Source organism: Paenibacillus sp. FSL R7-0272 (genome assembly GCF_037969905.1).
Lineage (GTDB): Bacteria > Bacillota > Bacilli > Paenibacillales > Paenibacillaceae > Paenibacillus > Paenibacillus polysaccharolyticus.
In genome coordinates, this window is sequence record NZ_CP150221.1 from 4,910,166 (window position 1) to 4,928,361 (window position 18,196).

The 18,196-nt window shown below is 46.3% G+C and carries 15 protein-coding genes and 1 pseudogene; 4 read left to right on the forward strand and 12 right to left on the reverse strand.

From position 1 onward, the window contains the following. Positions 1-9: 9 nt before the first annotated feature. The 3 genes from MKY23_RS21710 to MKY23_RS21720 all read right to left on the reverse strand — a co-directional run bounded on the left by MKY23_RS21710 (position 10) and on the right by MKY23_RS21720 (position 2,591). Positions 10-786, reverse strand: coding sequence for an alpha/beta hydrolase (locus tag MKY23_RS21710; protein ID WP_221787340.1), 777 nt, complete (start codon positions 784-786; stop codon positions 10-12). Between the two features lie 83 nt (positions 787-869). After that, positions 870-1,535, reverse strand: a complete 666-nt coding sequence (locus MKY23_RS21715) for a bifunctional 2-keto-4-hydroxyglutarate aldolase/2-keto-3-deoxy-6-phosphogluconate aldolase (protein WP_090915508.1) — start codon at positions 1,533-1,535, stop codon at positions 870-872. Between the two features lie 90 nt (positions 1,536-1,625). Continuing rightward, positions 1,626-2,591, reverse strand: coding sequence for a sugar kinase (locus MKY23_RS21720; RefSeq protein ID WP_336122009.1), 966 nt, complete (start codon positions 2,589-2,591; stop codon positions 1,626-1,628). 233 nt (positions 2,592-2,824) lie between these two features. Between MKY23_RS21720 and MKY23_RS21725 the strand changes: the two genes are divergently transcribed. The 3 genes and pseudogenes from MKY23_RS21725 to ilvD all read left to right on the forward strand — a co-directional run bounded on the left by MKY23_RS21725 (position 2,825) and on the right by ilvD (position 6,244). Next, positions 2,825-3,865, forward strand: a complete 1,041-nt coding sequence (locus MKY23_RS21725; protein WP_090915512.1) for a fucose 4-O-acetylase — start codon at positions 2,825-2,827, stop codon at positions 3,863-3,865. Positions 3,866-3,985: 120 nt separating this feature from the next. Then, positions 3,986-4,234, forward strand: a pseudogene (locus MKY23_RS21730) (general stress protein); the annotation flags it as partial. A gap of 324 nt (positions 4,235-4,558) precedes the next feature. Then, on the forward strand, positions 4,559-6,244 hold the full coding sequence (gene ilvD / locus MKY23_RS21735; protein WP_339832163.1) for a dihydroxy-acid dehydratase: 1,686 nt from the start codon (positions 4,559-4,561) through the stop codon (positions 6,242-6,244). Between the two features lie 220 nt (positions 6,245-6,464). Here ilvD and MKY23_RS21740 read toward each other — a convergent pair whose 3' ends face one another. After that, positions 6,465-7,886 carry a polysaccharide deacetylase family protein gene (locus MKY23_RS21740; protein WP_336122008.1) on the reverse strand — a complete coding sequence of 474 codons (1,422 nt, stop codon included), beginning with the start codon at positions 7,884-7,886 and terminating at the stop codon, positions 6,465-6,467. A gap of 172 nt (positions 7,887-8,058) precedes the next feature. On the opposite strand from MKY23_RS21740, the gene MKY23_RS21745 reads away from it, so the two are divergent. Continuing rightward, a complete protein-coding gene (locus MKY23_RS21745; protein ID WP_339832166.1) occupies positions 8,059-9,207 on the forward strand; it encodes an AI-2E family transporter in 1,149 nt (382 codons plus the stop codon). A 33-nt stretch (positions 9,208-9,240) separates the two neighbouring features. Here the strand turns inward: MKY23_RS21745 and MKY23_RS21750 are convergent, their stop codons facing one another. From MKY23_RS21750 to ruvX, 8 genes are all read right to left on the reverse strand, one after another. Then, positions 9,241-11,040, reverse strand: coding sequence for a penicillin-binding transpeptidase domain-containing protein (locus tag MKY23_RS21750; RefSeq protein ID WP_318283227.1), 1,800 nt, complete (start codon positions 11,038-11,040; stop codon positions 9,241-9,243). Positions 11,041-11,167: 127 nt separating this feature from the next. Then, positions 11,168-13,450: a methyl-accepting chemotaxis protein gene (locus MKY23_RS21755; protein ID WP_154983384.1), complete on the reverse strand. Its 2,283-nt coding sequence runs from the start codon at positions 13,448-13,450 to the stop codon at positions 11,168-11,170. A 239-nt stretch (positions 13,451-13,689) separates the two neighbouring features. Beyond that, positions 13,690-15,018 (reverse strand): U32 family peptidase, encoded by a 1,329-nt coding sequence (locus tag MKY23_RS21760; protein WP_145332661.1) that lies wholly within the window; start codon positions 15,016-15,018, stop codon positions 13,690-13,692. A gap of 17 nt (positions 15,019-15,035) precedes the next feature. Then, positions 15,036-15,965 carry a peptidase U32 family protein gene (locus tag MKY23_RS21765; RefSeq protein WP_339832171.1) on the reverse strand — a complete coding sequence of 310 codons (930 nt, stop codon included), beginning with the start codon at positions 15,963-15,965 and terminating at the stop codon, positions 15,036-15,038. A gap of 14 nt (positions 15,966-15,979) precedes the next feature. Beyond that, the gene (gene mltG, locus MKY23_RS21770) at positions 15,980-17,020 is read right to left on the reverse strand and encodes an endolytic transglycosylase MltG (protein WP_260510720.1); all 1,041 of its coding nucleotides are present in this window, start codon (positions 17,018-17,020) and stop codon (positions 15,980-15,982) included. Positions 17,021-17,095: 75 nt separating this feature from the next. Then, positions 17,096-17,410 (reverse strand): DUF1292 domain-containing protein, encoded by a 315-nt coding sequence (locus MKY23_RS21775; protein WP_090915530.1) that lies wholly within the window; start codon positions 17,408-17,410, stop codon positions 17,096-17,098. Continuing rightward, complete coding sequence (locus MKY23_RS21780) at positions 17,411-17,710, reverse strand: DUF1292 domain-containing protein (RefSeq protein ID WP_090915532.1); 300 nt, start codon at positions 17,708-17,710, stop codon at positions 17,411-17,413. It lies immediately after the preceding gene. Positions 17,711-17,722: 12 nt separating this feature from the next. Then, positions 17,723-18,139 (reverse strand): Holliday junction resolvase RuvX, encoded by a 417-nt coding sequence (ruvX, locus tag MKY23_RS21785; RefSeq protein ID WP_186809628.1) that lies wholly within the window; start codon positions 18,137-18,139, stop codon positions 17,723-17,725. Positions 18,140-18,196: the final 57 nt, after the last annotated feature.

Genomic DNA, 18,196 nt, shown 5'->3' on the forward strand with positions numbered 1-18,196 from the left:
AAAATTAGACTACTTGATGGTATCTAACCAAGATAACAACGTTTTGACCGTCTGCTTCAACTGATCCTCTTCACTAATTGATGGCTCACCGTCACCCTTCTGATGACCATAGTCACCAAACTGAGCGTGGTTCCCTCCTTCAACGGTGTAATACACGGTATCTGGTGGCAAATACATGCGTCCTGCCTGATACTTGGTCATATTCACAACTCCATCATTCGTGCCGAGAATGGATAAGGCCGGAATATCCAGCTTCTGCACACTTCCTTTTTCATCCGGATAGGACGCCAGGAAAAAAATGCCGTGAAGGGCATCTGGATGTGCCACTACATATCGTGCAGCCATGGAGCCACCTAACGAGTGACCACCCATGACGAACTGCTCTTCAGGGTATGCTGCCAAAATATCATCGGCCAGATCGGGTTTGATTACAGCCAAATTTACCGGCATCTTAGCAATAATGGTATGATGACCAGCTGCAGCGAGCTCATGAGCAAGAGGAGCATAACTTTCTGGTTTAACTAATCCGCCAGGATAGAAAAGCACACTTTTTCCATTTGCTTTAGGTTTATCCGGCTTAAAATCGATCCAATTCTCCTGCTCACTGACGGTAACCCCGCCGGCTGTTTCCATCGCAGCCTGCGCCGATTCCTGTGGGCCGTAAGGCGTGAGCAACTTCCATGCAACATATCCGCAACCAATAACAATGAGCGCCAAAAGTACGAGCAGAAACTTGCCAATGCCCCTCTTCTTGCGCCCCGTATTATAACGATTTCTCAACATCATTCACCTTTCTACACTTCCGCAAATTACCGCGGCTTATGGAAGCGGGAGCCCGCTTGTCGCAGGCTCCCTTCCATCTTGAAACATTATTCAGCCTTGGCTTTGCGATAAGCTTCCATATATTGTTCCGCTTTGCGGCGGACATGACTCAAATCTCCCGTCTTCACAGCTTCCGACGTCAGGTCAGAGCCGATCCCGACAGCTACTGCCCCACCTTTGATCCACTCACCAAGATTGGACAAAGATACACCGCCTGTTGGCATGAAGTTCGCCTGTGGCATAGGGCCTTTCATCGTTTTGATAATGGATGGATCATACAGGTTGCCAGGGAACAGCTTGATAATATCCACGCCAAGCTCCAGTGCACGCTGCACGTCAGCAATGGTCATGACACCCGGCAAGATCGGCACACGATACAAATTACACATCTGAACGGTCTCAGGGTTAAGAGATGGTCCTACGACAAACTCGGCACCTGACATAATCGCAGCTCTCGCCGTTTGCGCCTCAAGCACAGTTCCTGCGCCAATAATCGCGAATTTCTCCGGATCTTGCGTATTCCAATGATACACACGGCTTAATTTTTCGATCGCTTTGAGCGCACCCGGAACGGTCATCGTAATTTCGATAACCTTGATCCCACCCGCGATTGCCTGCTCGGCCATAGCAATGACCTGATCAGCTGAATCTGCGCGCAGAACCGCCACCACACCATTGTCCGTCATCTTTTGCAACAGTTGAAGCTTCTTCATTTCATTCTCTCCCTTGTTCATGTGGTGGTTGTGTATACAAACTTTACATTTTTAAAGAACGAAGATGAGTCATCCTGATTTTAACGCGACTTAACGCTCGACGTGAGCAACATTATTCAACTTGGCCTCGACCTGTGCCCATGTCGGGAGTGCTTCCCAATCCCCGACGGCCTGAATAACCATTGATCCGTTCAAATTACCAAGTCGGGTCGCTTCCTGCGGAGTGTATCCCTTTAACAGACCAGCTAAAAAACCTGCACAGAATCCGTCTCCAGCTCCGACAGTATCAAGAACCTGATCTGCTTTAAAGTACGGAACTTCCGTTAGGGTACCATCCGCAAGTACGTAGGTCAAATCAGGCCCACCCTTAACAATGCACACGGCATCCATGGCAGCTAAGCGTTCAAGCACCTTCTCATCGCTTTCTTCGTTATATAACAGCTTCATCTCATCCAAACCTGGTAAAAAGTAGTCAGCCTGTTCAGCCAAACGTAGTAATACAGGGCGAGCCTTATCTGCTGACCATAGCTTCAGGCGCAGATTCGGATCGAAGCTCACTTTCACCCCTGCCTGCTTGGCAATATGTATGGCGGCTTCAACCGTGGAAAGACCTGATTCGCTAATCGCTGCAGTAATACCTGTGACGTGCAAAATCTTGGCCCCGGCAATATATTCCGGATCTAGATCATCCGGTGTCATCGCACTGGCCGCGGATAACTTCCTATAATAATGCACCGAAGCTTTCCCGGAAGCGTTCTCACGAATCATCAGACCTGTAGGTTCATGATCACTTAATTTGGCCCGGGATACATCCACACCTTCGCCGCGAATAGCTTTTAGAATCATGTTACCGATCGGATCGTTGCCAAGCCGTCCAAACCAGCCGCTGGTATGTCCAAGGCGAGCTACGCCAATGGCCAGATTGCTTTCGGCACCTCCGAACGTCTTGTCCAGTGTAGCTGCATATTCAAGCCCTCTCGTATCTCTGGCCGTCAGCAACCCCATACTCTCCCCGAATGTAATAATATCAGGGCTTTGAAAGGGACTCGTTGACATATTGCCTTCCTCCTTAATATTGACTACCTCATCTTCTTCTACCATTGTCATCCCGTATGCAACCGTTGTCAATCCCGAAGCATTCTTTTTGTTGTCACATCTTTGAGAAAAGATAACGTTTACTAATGTGAATTAAATCACAATCATTAAAGTGAATCCATATTAACCTTAGTACAGATGTATATAACGAATGCAGATAAACATTTCAATGAAGTTTTTGAGGGGGCTACATCATGAGAAAACAGATACTGATTCAACATGATCAGGAATCTTTCTTTTACAATCTTCGCTTTATGTTAATTGTGTGCGTACTTGCGGGAAATGCACTGGAACCACTCATTACCCGCTTTGCCGGAGCAGAGGCATTGTTTCTGTGGATTTATACGTTTCATATGCCACTGTTCGTTTGGGTGACCGGATATTTTGCCAAACCTTCTATCCAGGGTGCCTCGGGGCGCAACGTGCTGAAACAGATTGCACTACAATATCTTCTGTTCCAAACGTTATATGCATTGATGGATGCGACCGTGTTTCATACACCACATATGCGCTTATCCTTCTTTGCACCGTACCTGTTGCTATGGTTCCTTGCCAGCCATTTCTGCTGGAGGTTACTTGTCCGTCTCACCATCTCTTGGAAACCTGTATATCGGTTGATTGCTTCAATCGCACTGGGAGTCATTGCCGGTTACTTGCCTGTCGACGGTTTTTGGCTCAGTTGCAGCCGCACCTTTGTATTTCTTCCATTCTTCGTAATTGGATATGACTATGGTGCAGCCATCCGTGCGCGCCTGCTCCCAGGCTGGGGCCGTAGAGTAGCCGGAATCCTATCTGTTGCTCTGCTGGTCTATATTGCATATGGCGGTTTAAACATTCCGCAAGGATGGCTGTTTGGAAGCAAAACTTATGCAGAACTGGGGCATCAGGAGTGGTATGCTGGAATTTTCCGGCTTGGCGTGTACCTGCTGGAGATCATCTCCGCTACGCTTTTCCTTGCCTGGGTTCCGAATTTGACCTCCAAACTGACAGACCTGGGGCGTCGTACTTTGTACGTCTTCCTTTTACACGGATTTCTTGTACGGCTTGCGATCTGGTCAGGGATCTACAGTTATATGGGTAGCGCACTCTTCATCCCGGTTATCCTTGGTATTGCTGTGCTCTTCTCGGTTACTCTGGCTCACCCGCTTGTACGGCATACCTTTAAAGTACTCATTGAGCCGGACATCTCCCGGATTTCAATTCATCGACATGGTGTTTTCAAACGTTCTGCTTGAGATTTAACTCACTCCTATTATCCAGCCGTTTCCATTTAAGTTGTTTCATGCTGGAAAAACCGTGGTAATTCAGCATACACGATGCAAAAAACAACTTATCATGGTAAGGAGTGATTTGTAATGGCACAAGGGCAGACATCAGAACGCAAGATGAGCAGAGAAGAAGCCGGAAGGTTAGGCGGGAAAGCTACATCAAGAAACCATGACCGGAGCTTCTACCAGACGATTGGTAAAAAAGGTGGCGAAGCTACTTCCGACGCTCATGATGCAGATTTCTACAAGGAAATCGGACGTAAGGGCGGCGAAGCTACTTCCGAAAACCATAGCAAGGAATTTTATCGCGAAATCGGTCGCAAAGGCGGAAGTAGTTAACTGAGCTTATAAAAGACGTATACCATTCAAAGCGAACCTCGCTTTAACTTAATTCAGAAGCCAAACTCCATGTTAATGGAATGTGGCTTCTTTTCTATATGTCTATTGATTGTAGAAATATGACGATGGTTGTGATAGACTCTATAGAAAAACCGGGTGTTCACGGGTTTAAAGCAGCAAAGAAATTCACAAACTACGGGGAGCCAGACACCAGCCCACGGGTTTAATTTTTAGAGTACGGATGAAATTAAACGACAGATGTACTGCCATTTATTTTTCCATTCATGTTGCTCAATATTATATATTTGGGGGGAATACACCATGTCAGCCAATAAAATGCGTTCCGATATGATCAAAAAGGGGTTTGACCGCGCACCACACCGGAGTTTGCTCCGTGCAGCGGGCGTAAAAGAAGAGGATTTCGGCAAGCCGTTTATCGCGGTATGTAACTCGTACATCGATATCGTACCTGGTCATGTTCACTTGCAGGAGTTTGGTAAAATTGTTAAAGATGCCATTCGTGAAGCCGGCGGCGTTCCGTTCGAATTCAACACCATCGGGGTTGATGACGGGATTGCGATGGGACACATCGGTATGCGTTACTCCTTGCCAAGCCGTGACATCATTGCGGATTCCGTAGAAACGGTTGTATCTGCTCACTGGTTCGACGGCATGGTTTGTATCCCGAACTGTGACAAAATTACACCAGGTATGATGATGGGCGCACTCCGCTGCAACATCCCTACCGTATTCGTAAGCGGTGGACCGATGAAAGCAGGCCGTGACAGCAACGGTAAAGCTCTTTCCCTCACTTCCGTATTCGAAGGCGTAGGTGCTTTCCAGGCGGGTAAAATCGACGACAAGAGCTTGCTTGAGCTTGAGCAGTTCGGTTGTCCAACTTGCGGATCATGCTCCGGTATGTTCACCGCGAACTCCATGAACTGTCTTGCAGAAGCGATGGGACTGGCTATGCCGGGTAACGGAACCATTCTGGCTGTTGCTCCAGAACGTCGTGAGTTTGTTAAACAATCGGCGAAACAGTTGATGGAACTGATCAAACTGGATCTGAAACCACGCGATATCGTAACTGTAGAAGCCATCGACAATGCGTTTGCTCTGGATATGGCGATGGGCGGTTCTACCAATACTGTACTGCATACACTGGCTCTGGCTCACGAAGCTGGCATTGAATATCCGATCGAACGTATTAATGAAGTTGCTAACCGCGTTCCGCATCTGGCGAAACTTGCACCAGCTTCTGACCTGCACATCGAAGATGTTCACAATGCAGGCGGCGTAAGTGCGGTTCTGAATGAATTGCTCAAGAAACCGGGCGCAATCCACGCGGACTGTATTACGGTTACAGGTAAAACCATCCGTGAAAACGTGGAAGGCCAGGAAATCCAAGATACAAACGTAATCCACAAGCTTGATAACCCGCACTCCGAAAAAGGCGGACTGGCTGTATTGTTCGGAAACCTTGCACCACAGGGTGCAATCATCAAAGTTGGTGCGGTTGATGCTTCGGTTGGTGGATACCACAAAGGCCCTGCGATCTGTTTCGACTCTCAGGAAGAAGCACTTGAAGGAATCGCTAACGGGAAAGTTAAAGAAGGACATGTCGTGGTTATTCGTTATGAAGGACCAAAAGGCGGTCCAGGTATGCCTGAAATGCTTGCGCCAACTTCCCAGATCGTAGGTATGGGACTAGGTGCTAAAGTCGGTCTGATCACGGATGGACGATTCTCCGGCGCATCCCGCGGAATCAGTATCGGCCATATCTCTCCAGAAGCAGCGGAAGGCGGCCCTATTGCCTTTGTTGAAGAAGGAGATATCATTGAACTCGACCTGAACAACCGTACGATTGAGTTGCAAATTAGCGAAGAGGAATTCGAAGCTCGTCGTGCGAACTGGAAAGGTTTTGAACCAAAAGTCAAAACCGGCTTGCTGGCTCGCTACTCCAAACTTGTAACCAATGCAAGCAACGGTGGCGTTCTGAAAATCTAGGTTCTAGGTTCGGCTGCAATCTTGCCATCTTACATGGATATAAGCATATAAACAACGAAAAAGAATGTGCTCTGCCACACTGGCAGAGCACATTCTTTTTTTGCATCGAAATTGCGTACAAACACTCTTCTCAGAAAAATTGCGCTATTCAAATGAATAATTAAATTCGTGTATAAATCCGTTACAACATCACCATCGAATTCAGTTCTCATCCATGAAATCAATTCTGTTCCGTTAAAACCTCATTTTCTATAACAAAGGAATCGTCTTCTGCTTGTTCAGTTACACCTGAAGCGACCGTATGATGTTGCTGTCCATAACGTTTCAACAGTTCTTCAACAGGCATCACAATCATTTTAGGCACCAATTGATCTGTCCGCTGTTTCAAGCGCTTTTGCCCTGCCGGATGAATAACGCTAAGCAACATCCTCAGATATAACTTGGAGGCCAAGCTGAACGGGCCTGGTGCCAGCTCTTGCACAGTGAATCCAAATTTCTCAGGACCACGGTTAATCATGCTCACGCCATAAAGTGCCTTTGCCGAACGTAATTCAGGATCGGCTGCAACAATCTGTGCCAGGTCTGGCAGTTGTTGTTCCATCGTACGGATCATACGAATCGCTAGATGCATCGTTGAACGGGATGTAACACCAAGTTCGAATAAAGTTTGATTGTCAAAATGTAGCTCTATAATCGGATCTCCGTTCTGCATCACATAACCATGTTCCATCTCAACTCGTGCACCGTGGTACACACGGGAACGAAAATGGAGCATCGGATCTTTAGATGAAGCGGCTCGCAGATGGTATGCCCAATGAAACAGCTTTTCCCATCCTAACCACAAAGCAACCACGGTACGTTTCCACAGCTTCAGCTTCAAGCGGGGTTCCACTTCTTGCCGTGCAACCACTGACGACAATTCGGTTATTGAGCTACCATTCATCAACGTGTCCACACGAACACTTTCCAAACCACGTCTCTCGGCCTCCTGCAATAAGGCCTCCAGCGCCTCAAGCATCTGCTCTGGCGCGTGTGCATCTGCTCCTAAGGTTGTGCCGCGATCATGGAGCAACATAACCTCTCCGCCCTTTAATTTGTTCAGCATACGTTTTTTCAATTGCTCCGTACCTACGCTACATTTCCAGTCCTCAAACATGGCGGACCACAAAATGATCTTGCGATCTTTTTTACTAAAAAAATCAAACAGGTTCATAATGCCCCATGGCGGACGATAATAACAGGTTTTCTCACCCGTAATCTCTTGAATAATCTGACCTGTTCGATCGATCTGATCCCGAACCGTTCGTGGACGCATCAGCCAGTTTGTTTTGTGAATATAATTATGAATTCCGATTAAGTGTCCTTCCTCATGCATACGTCTGATTAACTCCGGATGACTTGCCGCATGTTCTCCCACGACAAAAAAAGTTGCCTTCACATTGTACTTGCGTAACAGTTCAAGCAACCGGGGTGTATACAAAGGGTCAGGCCCATCATCAAATGTGAGGGCATAGTGTGTCTCACTTTTCCCCCTTCTGAACACACGAAATCCGAACAGTCTGCTGATCAAACTTGGAATAAAAGCATAAAAAGAGGACAGATACAATAACCACAGTAAAATACTCTGAAGCATCGTTGTCATGATGTCGATTCCCCACTTCTCCTGCTAATTTACGGCCATATGGCACTTTCTAAAATAAACCACCTTTAATTTTATCATAGTTAGTTCTTTTATTAAATGCTGTTTCCTCAAATCCCCACTATCATGTACAATGAATACAATCTAATTTCTGCCTGTAAAGGAGTCTATGCCCATGTTGCCGCTTTATAAAAAGTACGGGCGTACCGTGTTTGATATCGCTCTGCTCGTGTTAACCGTGTATGTGATCATGTTTGCTTTTAGTAAATTGTATCATATCGCTGCACCCGTTTTTCTTTCATTTATTGTCTTTTGGATGATTGAGCCATTAGCCAAATTCCTTCATCGGAAAGGATTGCCCAAAACAGCCGGAACTGCCATATCAGTGTTATTGTTTCTCGGGCTCATTGTAGCTGCCTTTTTCGGTCTAGGCTTTTTTATCATTTCACAAATTTCCGATCTTCAGCTCAATTTCCCGGTGTATGTTGAGATGATCCAGCGTGAGTTCACGAATCTGGTCTTGCTCATACAGGATAAGTCCAATGCCCTTCCTGAAGGAATGCTGGACAAAGTAAATGAGTATTTTGCTACGTTGTCCGGAATCCTGTCGCGATGGGTAACCAGTGGGGCACAGTTTATTATTGGCTTTCTCAGCTCATTCTCCACATTCATTACAAACTTTGGGATCGCGATCATTCTCGCATTTTTCCTCAGCATTGAGATTGAATCCTGGCGCAAGTTTGCTCGTGCCAAAACGCCTAAAACACTGAAAACGGCGAATGAATTTATGCGCACTCACGTGTTCAAAACGATCCGTTCTTATATGAAGGCACAATTGATCATGATGCTTATTACTTTTGTATTGATATATGCGGGGTTGCTGATTCTGGGAACCTCCAATGCCTTTACAATCGCAGCGATCTGTGCCATTTTTGACCTGGTACCGTTACTCGGAGTTCCAGTGATATTTATTCCGTGGATTGTTTATTTGTTTATCGTGGGCAATAGTACGCTTGCCATTGGCTTAATTGTAGTTTTGGCTGTGACCATGCTGACGAGACAACTGCTTGAACCGAAAATTTCAGGGAATTCCATCGGTGTTTCCTCTGCTTATTTGATGCTTTCGTTTATGTTAATTTCCCTGTCGGTCTTCGGACTTGCAGGTGTCGTGTTATCTCCTGTGCTTCTGATCTTGTTAAAAGAACTACTACAGCAAGGTTATCTGCAAAAATGGATTCATCTGCCCACTGACGAATTCGAATCGTCACCATTAGTAGTTGATTCTCCTGCTCCTGATGTTTCAGAGAGAACAGAACATCAGTAGAAGACATGCTCGTGATCTTTTCCTGTGAACTTATCACGAGCACTCTGCCAGATAGTCCATAACTTTGCGAAACAGAGCTGTAGCCTGATGTGAGGCTTCTGGAGAGACATTCTGTACCAACACAGCAACCGCGTATCTCGGCTTCTCTACCGGCCCATATCCTATAAACCATTGATTGTTTTTGGCTTTCCCATTTTGTTGTACCTGAGCTGTCCCTGACTTCCCTGCAACATGCCATCTCGCGTGTTGCAGGGATTTTCCTGTTCCCTCTCGTACTACGGTATTCATCCAGCTTAACAGCAGATGAGCTGTGGTCGGAGAAACCTGTCCTGCTGCTGAAGGAGATGCATGTAAAGGCATGTCCAGCATCGTACCTCCATCCGCGTAACGGATTCGTTGCACAAGCCGGGGGGCATTTACCTTTCCATCATGCAACAATGTCACGATCAGGTTTGCTGCTTGTAGCGGAGTCACCAGAACATCCCGCTGCCCAATGGCTGTCTGAATTTTGGCTCCTTCGTCTGCAGACTTCACGGCTTCTGTCCGAATACGCCCGGCTTCTTCATGATCAAAATGTTTTAATACCGGCATCCCCGCGATATGTTGTGCCTGCCAGCCGACAGAACGTGCAAGCCCCAGACGATCAGCGGTTTGTTCCAATTGCTCCATGTGCAGTCTACGTGCAGTCTCAGCAAACACAATGTTACATGACTCCGCGAATCCCTTTTCCAAATTCAATTCACCATGTCCATGCTCTTTCCAGCAGGATAGTCCATATTTTCCATAAGCTCCTTCGCAGTGGAACTTCTCACCACGAGAAACAACCTGATTTTCCAAAGCTGCTGCAGCCGTTACGATTTTGAAAATAGAGCCTGGTGCAGCCGCTTGTATCGCTCGATTCCCCCAGGAGGAGTGCTGTGGAGTGACATGCTGCGGTTGATAAAAGGGACGTGATACCATTGCGCGTACATCTGCATTTGCAGTATCAAGAACCACTATGGCGCCTTCCTGTAACCCGGTGACTTCTGTTAATTCTTCGATGCCTTGCTGTATACGTGCATCAACAGTGGTCTCCACCACTAATGGATAGTGCGAATTCGTAGGTGCGATCACGCGCGGTCCCATCTCAGGAATGACCTGCCCATTCCCTGTTACCATACGAGTTATTAACGTAGGTCCCACACCTCTTAGCAACGGTTCCAGCGTCCTTTCCAGTCCAGCTGCTCCCGATTTCATGGCAAAAGGCTGTTTTACTTCATCTTGATGTCTGTGAAATCTCCCATGATCTTTGGGCTGTTCGTTCAAATAGCCCAGCCACTGGCTTCCACTGGCCTTCGGGAAATACCTCGTCATAACAGGATACACATCAGCTCCTTGGAGGTGCAGGTCCCGTACATTTACAACTTGAGCATCCGTTAATAAAACAGGCTCTGAGCCGCCTCCGCCTCCAGTCCAAAGATGTGGCGTTCTCGCTTTATGCCATTCCCTATTTAGCTGATTCACGTCTGTATGAAGGAAGGAGGCAAGTTGTTTGAGCTTAAGATCATGCTTAACTTTCCCATTGGATGGATAAAGCACAAGCCCCCATTGCAACTTTCCTGTTAATGGACGCCCGTGGACATCCGTAAACTGCCCACGGCCAGAATCCAGCATCACACCCTGTTCACGTTGCAGCACCGACATCTCCCGCACGGTTCGCTGAAACCCTGGCATGATTCGGTTCACTTGAACCATTTGAATCCAGCCCAGTCTCAGTACCAACACTGCGAAGAGAATAGTAAGTCCGGCGCTTATTATGGCTATACGACGTTTCCACACCAGTTGCAACTGCACACCTGTTCCACCCTCACCTTTTTCGTGTATTATGCGCTGCCCTGTCTGGAATTATCCGGAAAACAAAAGAAAACCTGCCTCGAAAAGGCAGGTTCGTTTGTAATTTGTAGCATGTTGTGTCTGCTGATTACACCGTAAAACGTGAGAGTGTTTCTTTCAGTTCAGTTGATACATTCTCCAGCTTGCCAGAGAGGCTGACGAGTTGATTACTGATGTTTTGCTGTTCACTGCTCAAGGAAGCTACTTCCTCTGAAGTTGCCGAGGACTCTTCGGCAACAGCGCTAACATTGCTCATCGCTTCAGACAACGTTGCTTGAGATTTGCTCAACTCTCCAATGGAGCCTGTAACCATACCCAGACGTTGCACGAAGGCACCCATCTGCTCCTGTACAGAAGCAAAGATCACATTCGTATCTTTTACAGCATCCATCTGTTCCTTAAACAAAGGATATGCATCGGACAGAGCTTTTACCGTTTCGTTCATCTCTGACATGATTTTGTCGGTAATTTCCCCAACCATATCAATGGACTGTCTGGACTGTGCAGCGAGTTGACGCACTTCATCCGCTACGACCATAAAGCCACGGCCAGCTGCACCAGCACGCGCTGCTTCAATCGTTGCATTCAGAGATAAAATGTTGGTTTGCTTCGTAATATTTTGCATAACATCGAGCACCTTTAATACAGAGGATGTGCTCTCTTTTAACGAATCAACTTTGTTAACCAACGCTCCAATCATTTCTTCGGTCTTCTGCGTTTTGGTCATCAACTGATTCAGATGCTGTGTTCCTGTTTGACTGGATTTCTCCACATGACGGGCAGAACTGCCCATCTCTTCATTGGCTGCAATCACACTTTCCATCTGACGAGAGATATTATCCGTCAACTCATTGCCTCGTTCCGCTTCCGTTGCCAGACTGCCTGCACCACCAGCAATTTCTTCAGTTGCTACAGCAATTTCAGAAGCAGATACAGCTGTTTTCTTCGAAGCATTGCTCAGTTCTGTAGCTGTATCCAATACTTCCTGTGCAGAACGATTGGTCTGCTCGACCAGCTTCGTAATTTGTTCCATCATCGTATTAAATGCAGCGGAAAGCTGTCCAATCTCATCTTGGGAACTATACGGAGTGCGTACTTTCAGATTTCCTTTTGCACCCTCTTGCATCAAATCTTTCAATCCGCTGAGCGGACGAGCAATCATACGAACCATCCATACACCGATTACCACAGCAAGAGCTGCAAATGCAAGCGCCATCCACAAGGTCATCGTCAAAATGCCTTTGGCATCCTTAACCAGCATCGAAGTGGGAACCATACCGACCATCTTCCACGCTGATGAATCCAGCGTACTGTATACAGCCAGCATATTCGTCGATTTGCCATCGATATCATATTCGGTATTTGTACTTCCTGCAGGCTCTTTCAAATCTTTCACAAAGGCAAGCTCCGTTTCTTTTCCTGCACGTCCCGCCATAGACGAAGCAACGACTTTGTTATCCGGAGCAATCAATTGAATGACCGAGCCTGCCCCCAGATCCAGTGATTTCAGTTGCTCCTCGAGCACATCCAGTTTCAACTCAATAATCAGTACATAAGACTGTGTTGTACCTTGCAGGTTCTTCATCGAACGTGCAATTCTGAAAGTCTGTGTTGTGCCATCGGTCTTCTCTTGTGTCGGGAGCCAGCGGTATCCACCCTGTGCTACAAGGTCCGTGTACCATGATTCCTGACGAATGCTTCCCATCGTTGAACTGCTGTTCCCAGTTCCCATAACGGATTTAGATTCATCTGTTGGCACCAAATAAATCGCTTCCATGGATTTGTTTGTAAAAGCTACATTGGATAACTGTTTATTAATTGAACTTGAATTGACGAACGTATCATATGCCGTCAGATTCGGATCTGACATTTTCTGAAGCAAAGACTGCATCTCTGGATCAAAGAAGATCTGTGTAGACGTATCCACAAAACGCTCCAAAATGATATCCAGCTTCTGCTTGGTTTGATCAATCGTCTCCTGATTTGCTCTGGATGCGTTAGCCTCGATCGTATTTTTAGCCTTGGAATAGGATAATAGACCCAAACTAATAACAACAATCATAATGGCTGCAAAAAAGATTAAGAATAGTTTAACCCCTACAGATTTGACCGGATTCACTTTTCTAATCTGTTTGAATGAATTGCCTCCAAGCCCTTTCCAATCACGATTCTTCAGTTGTTTTTTCAACCAATCCACTTTGATCCAATCAAATCGGATCTTACTACGATCAAATTTAAAAGTTTTCTTATGTATCCCTTCTTTTTTGATTTTGACCGGTTTAACTTTCTTAACATTCTGTGTCTTATCAGGCTTAGCCTGCTCGGGTTGTGTGCTGTGTTCCCCACTGTCTTTATCCTTCTTTTGTACCATCCCAATCACCTGCCAGTAATTTTCTTGTTAGATTTTTCAATCTCTCCCCTATAAATATGTAGTATTCGACAGCTTTCCTGCTTTCCCTCCAATCCCTCAGAAATATATTACAACTTTTTTCCTATTTTTCTATAAAAAAAAGACCCCCATATACCGATATACGGAGGTCCATTCCTGTAATTTATAACACAAATTTGCGATTCGTTAACATTATTTTGTTTCAAACTAGGAATATAAGCCTACTTCTTTTTCCGCATCATATCAAAATAAGAAACTGGCTGATCTACTTTCATTTTCACCAGTTGCAACGGATGTCTGGCAGCATCCAGAACATTGCCTTGTTCATCCTGAATTTCTCCTACCACTTGTTTAAAAAAAGTACCATTAGGGCCGAAGAACTCGATTTCATTTCCCGGCTTAAAGTGATTCCGCTGCTGAATGGTCGCCATGCCTGTTTCTTCATCATAACCCATAACCAGACCAGCAAAGTCGTAAGGCACTGCTTTCTCTTCCGGCTCATAGATATGATCTTCATGATCAGGGGTGTCGTAGAAGAAACCGGTATTCAGCGGACGATTCGCCGCTTTATTCATTTCTTCCACCCACTCCGGTTTCAACACATAATTTTCAGGATCAGCCATGTAAGCATCAATGGCCTGACGATATACGTTCACAACAGTCGCAACGTAGTGAATCGACTTCATCCGTCCTTCGATTTTGAAGCTGTCCACACCGACATCAATCAATTCCGGGATATGACCGATCATGCACAGGTCTTTCGAGCCCATGGAGAAGGAATTATCCTGTTCTTGGAACAAAGGTAATTGATTATCTCCCAGTTTAAACGGTGCAGGAGCCTTCATCTGCATTTCCTCTTCACTTACCCAGACGGTATCCTCTCTCGCATCCTCGAACAGATCATACTTCCAGCGGCAAGACTGACAGCAGCCTCCACGGTTGGAGTCGCGGTCTGTAAAGTGATTGGACAATACACAACGGCCCGAATAGGAAGAACACATCGCTCCGTGAATGAAGGCCTCAATCTCGATATCCACATTCGCCTTGATCTCTTCAATCTCTTCAAAGCTTGTCTCACGGCCAAGCACAACCCGCGGCAGTCCTTCGTCCTTCCAGAACTTCACGGCTTGCCAGTTCAATGTGGACTGTTGTGTGCTAAGATGCACTTCCAGACCCGGTACCGCACGCAAAGCTACTTCAATGATGGCCGGATCGGCAACAATAACTGCAGAAATACCTGCATCATACAGGTTCTGCAAATATGCTTCAATGCCAGCCACATCTTCGTTATGGGCATAGATATTCGTTGCTACGAATACTTTAGCTCCATACTTTTTCGCGAATTCTACTCCTTCACGCATTTCTTCAAAACTGAAGTTATCCGCATTCGAACGAAGTCCATAAGCCTGTCCACCGATATATACGGCGTCAGCCCCATAGTGAATCGCAAATTTTAATTTTTCCAGATTTCCCGCTGGAGCCAAGAGCTCCGGTTTATCCAGACGGTTACGTTTACCGGAAAACTTCCGTTTGACCGCCACTGTTTCCATCTTGTTCACCTCGTCTATTAATACACTTGTTCTTTATAGAAAAACCCAAATGACAATTCCCGCTCAGGGTCCTGCAGTTCACGGACCTCACGTAACCATTCTTCGTCATATGCATAAGCCTCTGCGTCTACCTCATAAAGATCTATCGCTTTACGGTAAGCACGGACAACCGCTTCATTGTAAGCAAGAGATTTCAAATTCCCCTCTACCTTGAAACTGTGCACACCTGCTTCCATCATCAGATGAAGATCTTCCAGAATGCAGATGTCCTCTGAACTCATAATATGCGTTCCATTGATGTCCTCATAGATCGGAAACTTCTCATCCCGTCGCTCGGCTTCAATCAGGAACAATCCGCGTTCCTTGCCGAGATGCCCTTCCACTGGACGTCCTTGATGAGCCATGTAACTCTGAACCAGGCTGCGCTTGGAGTGATAAATATTGGTCATGCCATGAACCTGCACCTGCGCCTCCACTTTTAAAAATGGAACCATCTCCGTGATTTCGTCCATGTTCAACTCACGGGCAAGGACAACGCGGCTGGCCCCCTTGGTTCCCCAGTAATTGGCCGTTGCATAGTTTGTAGACGTCATCTCTGCGTTCCAATGCAAATGAATATGCGGTGCATGTTCCTTGATCGCAGCCAGTACAGATGGATCATTGAACTCGACCGCGTGCACGCCAATTCGGCCTAACGCTTGCACATAGTCAGGCAATTCTTTTAATAATTCATTCGACATCAGGTTGTTCATAGAAACAATAACCCGAGCTTCGTGTTTGGTAGCCATAGCCACCACTTCTGCAGTTTCTTCCAGGCTAAAGTTACCTGGCAGACGCATGCCAAAGCGATCATCTCCAATTAATAAAGCGTCAGCTCCGGCTTGAAGCAATTCTCCTGCTTCTGTTACATTTGCTGCTGTCACGAGCAGTTCATGTTTAGTACTCATCTAATCCCCTCCGCTTATTGCGCAGCCTTACTTTTGGCTATATTTTGCTGATGTTCCTTGTATGTCTTGGCAAACAGATGCCCTGAAGTTCCATCCTTTTTCGTCACATAAAACAAATATTCCGAAGCTTCCGGATTCAACGCTGCCTTGATGGAAGCAAGACTCGGACTGGCAATCGGGCCAGGTGGTAGACCCTTGTTTAAGTAAGTATTGTACGGACTCTGTACCTTCAGGTCTTTGAAAAACAGTCGCTCCTTCGGTCTATCGAGCAAATACTGCACAGTTGCATCAATTTCCAACTTCATATCCTTATTAATCCGATTGTAGATTACACCTGCAACCAGAGCACGTTCCTTATCCACCACAACTTCCTTCTCCACAAGTGACGCAATCGTCAGCAATTCATGCAAGGAGAGTTTCTTTTCCTGAAGCTTCGCTTCCAGATCCGGTATGGAATTGATTTTGGTCTCGAATTCTTCCAGCATTCTCTGCATAACATCGTGGGTGGAACTTCCCTTTTTCAACTCGTACGTTTCCGGGAAAAGATAACCTTCCAATGCGTAGCGAAGTTCTTCATCCACAGGAATTCCCTTGATGATATCCACATCAAAGGCCGAGGGATCGTTGGCCAGCTTGATGAATTCATCCCGATCAACAACATGTTCGTAAGCGAGCTTACCTGCCGTCTGCAAGACGGTATACCCTTCCGGGATCGTAAACTTCACCATTTCTTCGGGTACAACCTCGCCGCTACTCAGTTTATGAATAATCTCATCGTATGTTACACCTGGATTCATGGCGTATTTTCCAGCCATAAAATTACTACCCAGCTTATTCCACTTTAAATAACCTTTGAAAACGAGACTGTTTCGAATCAATCCTTCTTGCTGCAGTTGGTCCGCAATTTTGGAAATGCCCGATCCGCTCTTGATTTCAAATACAACAGGCTCGGAAGAAGCTTGTACCGGACGCATCATGCTCCATACATACCCACCAGCTCCTCCGGCCAGAATTAATAGTATTAGAAGCAGAATACCTATGACTTTGCCTTTCAACAGAGACACAACTCCTTTACACAACCAAAAAGAGCGGACTTCTCCGCCCTTCCGGTTTTTTCAATTTGAAGCTGATTAATCTTCGTCAATCGGGAGTGTACATTCATCATATAGCTCTGAAATGCTCTCCCACTCATCGTCATCATCAATCGTAACTAACTCCGGCATGATCTGGTCTTCGCTGCCCGGAACAACCCGTAACAGTTCAACCTCGTCATACGGACGCAATGAACTGCGGAGCACCGCGTATTGCTGCCCATGTACCTCAAACTCAGCGAGCAGTTCATACGGATGTGATTTACCGTTCTCTTCCTCGAGCTCCACATGAGCACCGAATGCCAGACGCAGCGAATCTGTCCATTTCAGGTCCTTGCGATTATATTCCGTCATTTAGTTCGCTTCCTCTTCATCTTCAGCAAGAAATGTATTAAAGGTCTCCTCGACGATATCCCACTCGGCATCATCTTGGATCACAAAAAGTTTGATATCATCGCCGTCTTCTTCATAACGGAATGCATACACATCCGTCTCGCCATCTTCAGGTTCAACCGGAGCAACCATCATATACTTGGCCTCCGAACCGTCCACTTCGAATTTCATGATGACTTCGAATTCCTCTTCGTTACCCTCATCATCTGCAATGTAAATGATCTCAGCTTCTTCTTCCATACCCAGTTGATCTTCAGCCATTGTTGATCCCCCTCACCTTGTACTATTGGCATCCAAATAATTTTGCAAAATCAGGCTAGCGGCCATTTTGTCCACGACCTGTTTGCGTTTTTTGCGACTGACATCCGCTTCAATCAGCGTACGTTCTGCTGCCATCGTTGTCAGCCGTTCATCCCAAAGGTGAACAGGTAAATTCAGTTCGCCACGCAGACGTTCGGCAAAAGCAATACATATTTCACCGCGCGGTCCTACGGTGCCGTTCATGTTTTTGGGAAGTCCAACCACGATTTCACTGATCTCGTGCTCACGCACCAACTCAGCAATCCGTGTGAACTCACCTTCATCCCGGCGGCGTTCAAGCACTTCCAATCCCTGGGCAGTCCAACCGAAGGCGTCACTGACAGCAACTCCGATTCTGCGGTCCCCATAGTCCAAACCTAATTTTTTCATCATGCTCTCCCATCCTGAGCCTGTTCAGAACGATATGCATTCGTCTGTGCAGACTTC